Below are 8,374 nucleotides of genomic sequence, written 5' to 3' on the forward strand. Positions count from 1 at the left end.
TGGTATCACAGAAATTGATTTTTCTCTTATTATTCAAAAGCAACAATCTATACGAAAACAGCCTAATAGAAAGAGATGAGGAGCGGGAGAGGGATATAGGATGTTAAAAAAAGTAAAATCTTTATGATAAAAGGACTAAATGTGTACTGAATATTATGATATATTAATCTTTGGTTGTGTTATAAAAGTCAATCAAATAAAGAGAAAAGGAGATGCTTTCATGAAATGTCCAAATTGTCAGCATGAGAATGAAGGAGGAAACTTTTGCGAAAATTGTGGGACGCGCTTAGTTGAAGCTTCAAAAAGCAGCGAACAGCAGCCAAATCATCCAGTTAAGGAGGAAGGGACAGCGACTGCCCAAGCAGAGGATTATTTAAAAAAGACGAAAGATCAGTCCAAGCAATATGTAAATTATTTTTTTGATGTGTTTAAGAAACCTTATGCGAGTATTCAGGAACCAATGGATAAACAACAGTTTATACATGCTATTATAACGATCGTTTTATTTAGTTTGTTTATCCCGTTATCAATCTATTTTGGCTTAAGGGGAGTGGTAAGCCGTTTAAATAGTTTAGATACTTATGGATTTGGCGGCAGTACATATATAGACTTGCCTTTCATGGACATCGTGATTAAACCATTCTTTGCCTTCGGTATCTTCATTGTGCTTGTGGCTGCTTTTACCTTCCTTTCCGTTAAATTAGGACGAGTGAATGCGACATTTAAAGAGGTATTTACCAGGTATGGAATCTTACTTATTCCGTTTGTGTTTTTGCTCGCTATTGGTTTACTTCTCTCATTATTGAAGGTTAGCTTGTTTATCCTATTTCTCACATTAGGTTTAGTTGGAGGGGTTTATATCGCCGTACCGATGGTTCTTGCATTTTATAAGAAAGAAGCACCGGAGGACGGGATGGATGCAGTATACGGTACTTTGTTAACGTATATCTTGATTAGTGTGCTTGTATATATCATGGGTGAAATGCTGTTTGATTCATTATTGTCCAATATTGGGTCTTTCCTTTGGTAAGAATGAAAGTCGACAATCCCATATCTAGAGAACATTCATGCAATAGTCTAAGAAGATTTCGATGGAGGAGTTTGAATGAAGTATTGTAAGAATTGCGGTCAAGAATTAAGTTCAAATGCCCAATTTTGTAAAGCATGCGGCACACCTGTCAATCAAGAGAAAAAAGCTGGGACTCACGAGTCAAATAGGCTACCGGAAAGACAGCCGATATCGCCTAAAAAGAAGAAGTGGCTAATTGCGGGGTCAGCTGCGGCAATCATCTTGCTAGCAGTCTATTTGGTTGGGCAGAATCTTCTATCGAAAGACAGGATGATTAATCAATTTGAAGAGGCATTGAACAATCATGATGAAAAAGCAATTGCGAAAATACTCGACACGAATGACAAAAAGCTTGAAATCAATAAAGAGACGGTCGGCGCCTTTGTGAAATACTATCAGGAAAATCCTGAAGAAATCAAAGAAACAGTCGATGCACTAAGGAAACAAGCTGTCGTGATGGATAATGGGAAGAATGTAAATAGGTATGATGATTTATTTGGTTCCTCGGATGACCAAATGGTTCGTCTTGTCCAAGACGGAAAATTCCTTGTTTATGACAAGTATGAACTCATGGTGGATTCTGTCTATCTGACCGTCGAGACGAATTATAAGGATACAGAGCTCACCATTGATGGGAAAACGGTTGGTAAAGCAAATCAAGCAGATTTTGAAAAGACATATGGTCCATATGTTCCGGGCATTCACGAACTACAGGCCAAGCTTAAGACGGATTTTGTTGATCTAGTCGTCGATGAAACCGTAACGGCTTACGGCGGAAGCGAACCAACCGTCAATCTGTACTTAGATGGCAAGGAAGTACAGATTAATACGTCTGTTAATGCGGAGAATCTGAACCTTAAGGGGAAGCTTTATGTAAATGGGAAAGATGTTGGCGTTAATCCATTTAAAAATCCGGTATTTGGACCAGTATTAACAGATGGCAGCATGAAGGTGGCTGTAGAAGCGGAACTTCCATGGGGGAAGGTCAAGACAAAAGAAAAAGAGATTGATCGTCATTATGTCGACATTAATTTCGGCGAAAATGAAGAAACACAGAAGGGTATCATGGATGCGATTGTGAAAAATAATCGTGAAGCGTTGATTGCCTATACAAGTGGATCTACCTCCAAGATGACTCAAGCTACCGATGATTATAAAAAGTCAGTCAAGGAAGATGTTGATGAACTAAAGGTTTTTGAACAATCCTATACAGGAAAATACATGGGCACAGTCTTTGACCTTAATTCATTTACTGTTTCCTACATGGAGAATGCATGGACAGCTGATGTGAGTGCCCTGGTGAGTTATCAAGATGATACCTATTTTAAAGGGGATAGCCCCTCTCTTGAAGATCGGGATGAAACCTATGCCATTTCTCTGATTTACGATGAAAAAGCGAAGAAATGGTTAGTGGATTCTATGGTGTATACTTATTCTTTCGATGATGAAAACACAAAAGAAGTGAAAGAAAAATCGCCAAAGCAATATACGACGGCAGGAGGAAAATCAACAGAGGTCAAACAAGGCTCAGAGAATGATGATGACTTATCTACAGTCGCTGCACAACTGATGGATAGCTATCTGAATGGGCTGATTTCAGCAATCAATCAAAATAATTTCAGCGCTGTATCTCCATATATGAAAGAGAGCAGTGAGCTTTATAAAAGTCAGAAAAGCTTAGTCGGCTCTCTCTATTCAAAAGGAACCAGCGAGGAATTGGTTGAATATGAAGTCACAGATGTCAAAGAGAATGATGGCATAATCACCATATCAACCAATGAAACGATTAAGATAAACTATTCCAGCGGAAAATCAGAAACAAAGGAATATGAATGGACCTATAAGGCCGTTAATGATAATGGGGCATATTTACTGACCTCCATAGAATAGAAGAAACAGACAGGTATTAGTGGGGAGTTACGCCATTTAATACCTGTCTTTCTTTTTTGGAGGATAGGGATTATAGAGAGGAAAGACTTGTTTATTCATCGATTACATCATTTGCCTCAACCTTTAATACTTCGTAGTCTCTGAAGGCATCCTCAGTGTTGACTTTTAATTCTTCTGTTCGATCGGTAAAGGTGAGATAGCTTCCTTCAGGGTTGATGGCTAGGTCAATTAATGGTTTTGCCTCGCTGTAAATCTCATAAGTAAGCTCATAGTTGTCCTGCAATTCCTCAGGCATAGCCTTTAAGTCCTCGATGCCTGTTTCCATTTCTTCGCTGCCGGCAATGAGTTGATCGAGAGTGCCGTCTTCTTCATAACCCGCATACAGAAGGAGGATAGCTTCATCGAAATCAGCTGCATAAGTGCCATTTACAAAAGTGCCGTCATCCCAGATTGCGTCAGACCAAACTGTTGAAGTCTCATCAACCACTTCTTCCGCAAGGGCAACTGTGTCCTCCATTTGCTGTACATATGCATTATTCTGGCTGATGTAATCTCTGACAAGTTGTTCGTGCTGTGCTTGCTGGACACTAGTTGCAATGATTCTTCCCGCGATGATGAGAGCACATAAGGCAGCTATGCCTCCCGAAGATATAGGCTTTTCGATGTGGATGCTGCTTTATTTTTTTTATGAGGTCATCGATATGCTCCTTGAAAGAGTGCCCGGTAGATTCTAAATCGATTGTACTGCTCATTTCCCTCACTCCTTTATAGATTCCTCTACTATGATTTTTCCCAGTTTTCATCTTCCCGTAAACTAGCAGGAGATAGAAGATTTTTAAGAGTGGTTAGGCTATAATGAAAAGATAAATTCACATGCGAACGGAGGAGAGAAGGACATGCTTGAAGAAGCTAGTTCCCTATTAAAGAAGCACTTTGGTTATGAACAATTCCGGGAAGGCCAAAGGAAAATCATTGAACAGGTCTTGAATGGCACCGATACGCTTGGCATCATGCCGACAGGCGGAGGGAAATCCATCTGCTATCAAATTCCTGCCTTGGTTATACCGGGCGTTACCCTCGTAATCTCTCCCTTAATCTCTCTCATGAAGGACCAGGTCGATGCACTTGATCAGGCAGGTATCCCCGCCACTTTTATCAATAGTTCCCTAAGCGCACAAGAAGTGAACGACAGGCTGTCGGATGTTCAATATGGTGCTTATAAGCTGCTTTATCTAGCGCCGGAGCGGCTTGAAAGCCATGCGTTCATGGAGGAAATCCGCCGTTTGCCGGTAGGCCTGATCGCGGTTGATGAAGCGCACTGTATTTCACAATGGGGCCATGACTTCCGTCCAAGTTATTTGCGTATTCAATCGCTTGCTGGCCAGTTGGATTCGAAACCTGTTGTGCTGGCACTTACAGCAACAGCGACACCGCGCGTGCAGGAGGATATCCGCAGGGCGCTAGATATATTGAATGAGAATACAGTCTTGACCGGATTTGAACGGAGCAACTTAAGCTTTCAGGTCATCAAGGGGCAGAACAAGCAGAAATTCATTGATGCGTACGTGAAGAAGAATCGGTCTGTCTCAGGAATCATCTATTGCGCGACTCGCAAGACAGTCGATCATTTATATGAGCGGCTCCGACAAAAGGGAATAGCTGTTGGGCGCTATCATGCCGGACTATCAGCGGAGGAAAGGGAGCGTGAGCAGGACCGCTTTCTGCGGGATGAAATCACGGTCATGATTGCGACAAATGCCTTTGGCATGGGGATCGATAAATCCGATGTCCGCTATGTAATTCATGCGCAGATGCCAAAGAATATGGAGGGCTATTATCAGGAAGCGGGCCGTGCCGGTCGTGATGGACTCCCAAGTGATTGCCTGCTCTTGCATTCTGAACAGGACGTGCAGGTGCAGCGGTTCCTGATTGATCAGTCTCAAGGGGATGAGGAACATAAAGAAGCTGAGCTGAAAAAGCTCTACCAAATGCGTGACTACTGCCATACACAAGGCTGTCTGCAGGCATTCATTCTCCATTATTTTGGCGAGGGAGAGGCGCAAAACTGCGGCCGGTGCTCCAATTGCCTTGATGAGCGGAGTTCAGTAGATGTGACGAAGGAAGCGCAAATGGTTCTTTCATGCATGATCCGCATGGGGGAGCGATTCGGGAAAATGATGGTGTCCCAAGTGCTGACCGGTTCTGCGAATAAGAAGGTGCTTGAGCAAGGATTTGACCGTCTGCCTACCTATGGGCTCATGAAACAGCAGTCAGCGAAGGATGTCGGAGATTTGATTGACTTTCTTACCTCTGAGCAATATATCGGCATAACAGGCGGGCAGTTTCCCCTCCTATTTGTTACCCAGTCAGGGAAGGAGGTCCTTCTCGGCAAGAAGAATGTTATGAGGAAGGAAGCGGTTCGCATATCAAGTATTGCACTTGATGACCCGTTATTTGAGGAGCTGCGTGCTTTACGGAAGGAAATTGCCGGAGAGGAGAAGGTGCCTCCATACTTAATCTTCTCAGATCAAGCTTTGCGGGATATGTGTGGCAAACAGCCGGCAACGGTGGATGACTTCCTGGACGTGAAGGGCGTCGGTAAGCAGAAGGCTGAGAAATATGCAGAACGATTTATCGAGGCGATTGCGGCCTTTCTTTCTGAACATGAATATGAGGCGAAGATCGTCACGGAGGAAGAGAAGACGGTGAAGAAGACGAAGGCAGCGGTGAAGAATTCTCATTTGGACACATATGAGCTGTATAAGACGGGCATGAGCGTAAAGGAAATGGCCAAAGAGCGCGACCTTTCTGTGCAGACAATTGAGTCTCATTTATTCCGTTGTCTTGATGAAGGGATGGAGCTTGAATGGTCTTCCTTTTTTACAGCAGAGGAAGAGGAACAAATCATCAAAGCGATGGAAGATGCGGGCAGTGAATTCTTGAAGCCGATCAAGGAGGCTTTGCCTGAGGGAATCAGCTATACAGCCATTAAGGCAGTCCTGAAGAAGCGGCAGATCGAGATGGCAAAAGCTTAAGTTGAACATGTACACATGAGAAGAGAAAACCTGTTATAATAACGGGACGATTCTTGCATAAGGGGAGATGGGGATGTGGAAGGAAAGCATTCAGGTTGAAGGACCGTATAATTTCGACCTTGTCTTAGAGCGGATTAGCCTTGATCCGCTGCATGAAATTGATTTAATCAATCGATTGATTAAGGTACCCTTGCTGATAGAAGGGAAGCCATATGTGTATCAGGTCCAGGCAGCTGGCACCGTCGATGCACCTGCCTTCCTCATTAGCGGCGAAGCCGAACAGGAGAAGGCAATAAGCAGGCTTTCGGATATCTTTCAGTGGAATCTTCCCTTGGCCCAAATTCATGCCCATTTTAGCAAAAGTAGGTTAAAAGACATATTTGAAGTCCACCGGGGAACACCGCTCATTCTGGAGTTTGACCTGTACGGATGCTTGGTGAAAAATATCATTCATCAGCAGTTGAATATGGCATTCGCTCAGAAGCTGACAATGGACTTTGTGCATACATTTGGATTCAAGCAGGATGGAGTCTGGTTTTACCCAGCTCCAGAGCAGGCAGCCGCCTTGAAGGTCGAGGAGTTGCGAGCCTTGAAGTTCAGCTCGCGCAAGGCAGAATATGTGATTGGGCTTTCTGAGAAGGTGGCAAACGGGGATTTGGACCTTGAAGGGATGCGGGACTGGAGTGATGAGGCCATTATTGAGGAACTCATCAAGATTCGCGGCATCGGGCGTTGGACAGCAGAGAACTTCCTGCTCTTCGGGCTAGGGCGACCTAATTTATTCCCAAAAGCCGATATCGGCATCCAAAATGCCATCAAGCTGCTATATAATCTCGAAAAAAAGCCGACAATGGACGAAATGGACCAATTCAGCGAAACATGGCAGCCTTATTTGAGCTATGCCTCGCTTTACTTATGGAGAAGCATCGAAAAACGGAGGAATTAAAGATGAAGCAACAGGCAGCAAACATCCGTGAAGGACAAGAGATATTGCTGACAATAAAACGCCTCGGCATTAATGGGGAGGGAGTAGGCTACTATAAACGACAGGTCGTTTTCGTGCCCGGGGCACTGCCCGAGGAAGTCGTAGAAGTCAAGATTACGAACACCCATCCGAAGTATTCGGAAGGGCTCGTAAAGAAAATCAAAAAAGCGTCCCCGCACCGCGTTAAGCCTCCCTGCCCTGTTTATGATGTATGCGGAGGGTGTCAGCTGCAGCACCTCGAATATGGCCAGCAGCTGCGTGAAAAACGTGATATTGTCATCCAATCGTTAGAGCGCCACAGCCGCTTCAATGCGAGCAATGTAGACATCCGCCCGACGATTGGCATGGAAAACCCATGGAATTATCGCAACAAAAACCAATTCCAGGTCGGCACGAATGACAAACAAGAGCTGATTGCCGGTCTCTATGCAGCGAACAGCCATCATTTGATTGATATTGAAAACTGTATGGTCCAGCATGAGGCGACGAACAAGGTCACTCGGACTGTGCTCGGCATTCTGAAGGAGCTCGGAATCCCTGCTTATGATACGAAGAAAAAAAGCGGTATCGTCAAAACCGTCGTAACCCGCGTCGGCTTTGCCTCCGACCAGGTTCAGGTTGTCATCATCACGATCTCCGAAAAGCTTCCGAAAAAACGTGAAATCATTGAACAAATCAATAAGCGTCTTCCGGAAGTCATCTCTATCGTTCAGAACATTAACAAGGAAAATACGCCGCTCGTATTCGGAGAGAAAACAATTCATCTATGGGGAGAAGAAGCGATTGAGGAGAAGCTAGGGAACTTGAGCTATGAGCTCTCAGCACGGACCTTCTTCCAGCTGAATCCGGTACAAACGGTCAAGCTCTATGATGAAGTCAAAAAAGCGGCCAAGCTCAAAGGATATGAAAAAGTCGTCGATGCCTATTGCGGTGTCGGAACAATCGGCCTTTGGCTAGCCGACAGCTGTAAGGAAATCCGCGGCATGGACGTCATCCCCGAATCGATTGAGGATGCGATTCAAAATGCCGAGCGCCATAACATGGACAATGTGCATTACGAAGTCGGCAAAGCGGAGGACATCATGCCGAAATGGACGAAGGAAGGCTTCCGTCCTGATATTATAGTCGTCGACCCGCCAAGAAGCGGTCTTGATAAGAAGCTGATGGATACCATTCTAAAGACAGCTCCAAAACGAATCGTATACGTAAGCTGTAACCCATCCACTTTGGCGAAGGATCTTGAGTATATGGGCAAGCAATATCGTCCGAAATATATACAGCCAGTGGACATGTTCCCTCAGACAAGCCATATCGAATGTGTTGTGGAGATAGTGAAGCGGATGTAACCATAAAATAAAGTTTTCCTAGACAAAATAAAGTTTTCCGATTTAGACT

The 8,374-nt window shown here is 44.2% G+C and carries 6 protein-coding genes; 5 read left to right on the forward strand and 1 reads right to left on the reverse strand.

Annotated elements, in window-relative coordinates; translation table 11 throughout:
- The first annotated feature begins 220 nt into the window (after positions 1-220).
- Entirely contained in the window at positions 221-1,030 is an 810-nt protein-coding gene (locus ACI35L_RS12415; protein WP_049672226.1) for a zinc ribbon domain-containing protein, read from the forward strand.
- A 75-nt stretch (positions 1,031-1,105) separates the two neighbouring features.
- Entirely contained in the window at positions 1,106-2,959 is a 1,854-nt protein-coding gene (locus ACI35L_RS12420; RefSeq protein ID WP_049672225.1) for a zinc ribbon domain-containing protein, read from the forward strand.
- A gap of 91 nt (positions 2,960-3,050) precedes the next feature.
- On the opposite strand, the gene ACI35L_RS12425 is transcribed toward ACI35L_RS12420, so the two are convergent.
- The gene (locus tag ACI35L_RS12425) at positions 3,051-3,476 is read right to left on the reverse strand and encodes a hypothetical protein (protein ID WP_049672224.1); all 426 of its coding nucleotides are present in this window, start codon (positions 3,474-3,476) and stop codon (positions 3,051-3,053) included.
- Positions 3,477-3,855: 379 nt separating this feature from the next.
- Here ACI35L_RS12425 and recQ point away from each other — a divergent pair, with 379 nt between their 5' ends.
- From recQ to rlmD, 3 genes are all read left to right on the forward strand, one after another.
- Positions 3,856-5,994: a DNA helicase RecQ gene (gene recQ, locus ACI35L_RS12430; RefSeq protein WP_049672223.1), complete on the forward strand. Its 2,139-nt coding sequence runs from the start codon at positions 3,856-3,858 to the stop codon at positions 5,992-5,994.
- A gap of 73 nt (positions 5,995-6,067) precedes the next feature.
- A complete protein-coding gene (locus ACI35L_RS12435; protein ID WP_049672222.1) occupies positions 6,068-6,940 on the forward strand; it encodes a DNA-3-methyladenine glycosylase family protein in 873 nt (290 codons plus the stop codon).
- A gap of 2 nt (positions 6,941-6,942) precedes the next feature.
- Positions 6,943-8,325, forward strand: a complete 1,383-nt coding sequence (rlmD, locus tag ACI35L_RS12440; RefSeq protein WP_439803017.1) for a 23S rRNA (uracil(1939)-C(5))-methyltransferase RlmD — start codon at positions 6,943-6,945, stop codon at positions 8,323-8,325.
- Positions 8,326-8,374: the final 49 nt, after the last annotated feature.

Origin of the sequence: Pradoshia sp. (assembly GCF_051873915.1) — a bacterium.
In the GTDB taxonomy this organism is placed as follows: Bacteria; Bacillota; Bacilli; order Bacillales; family Pradoshiaceae; genus Pradoshia.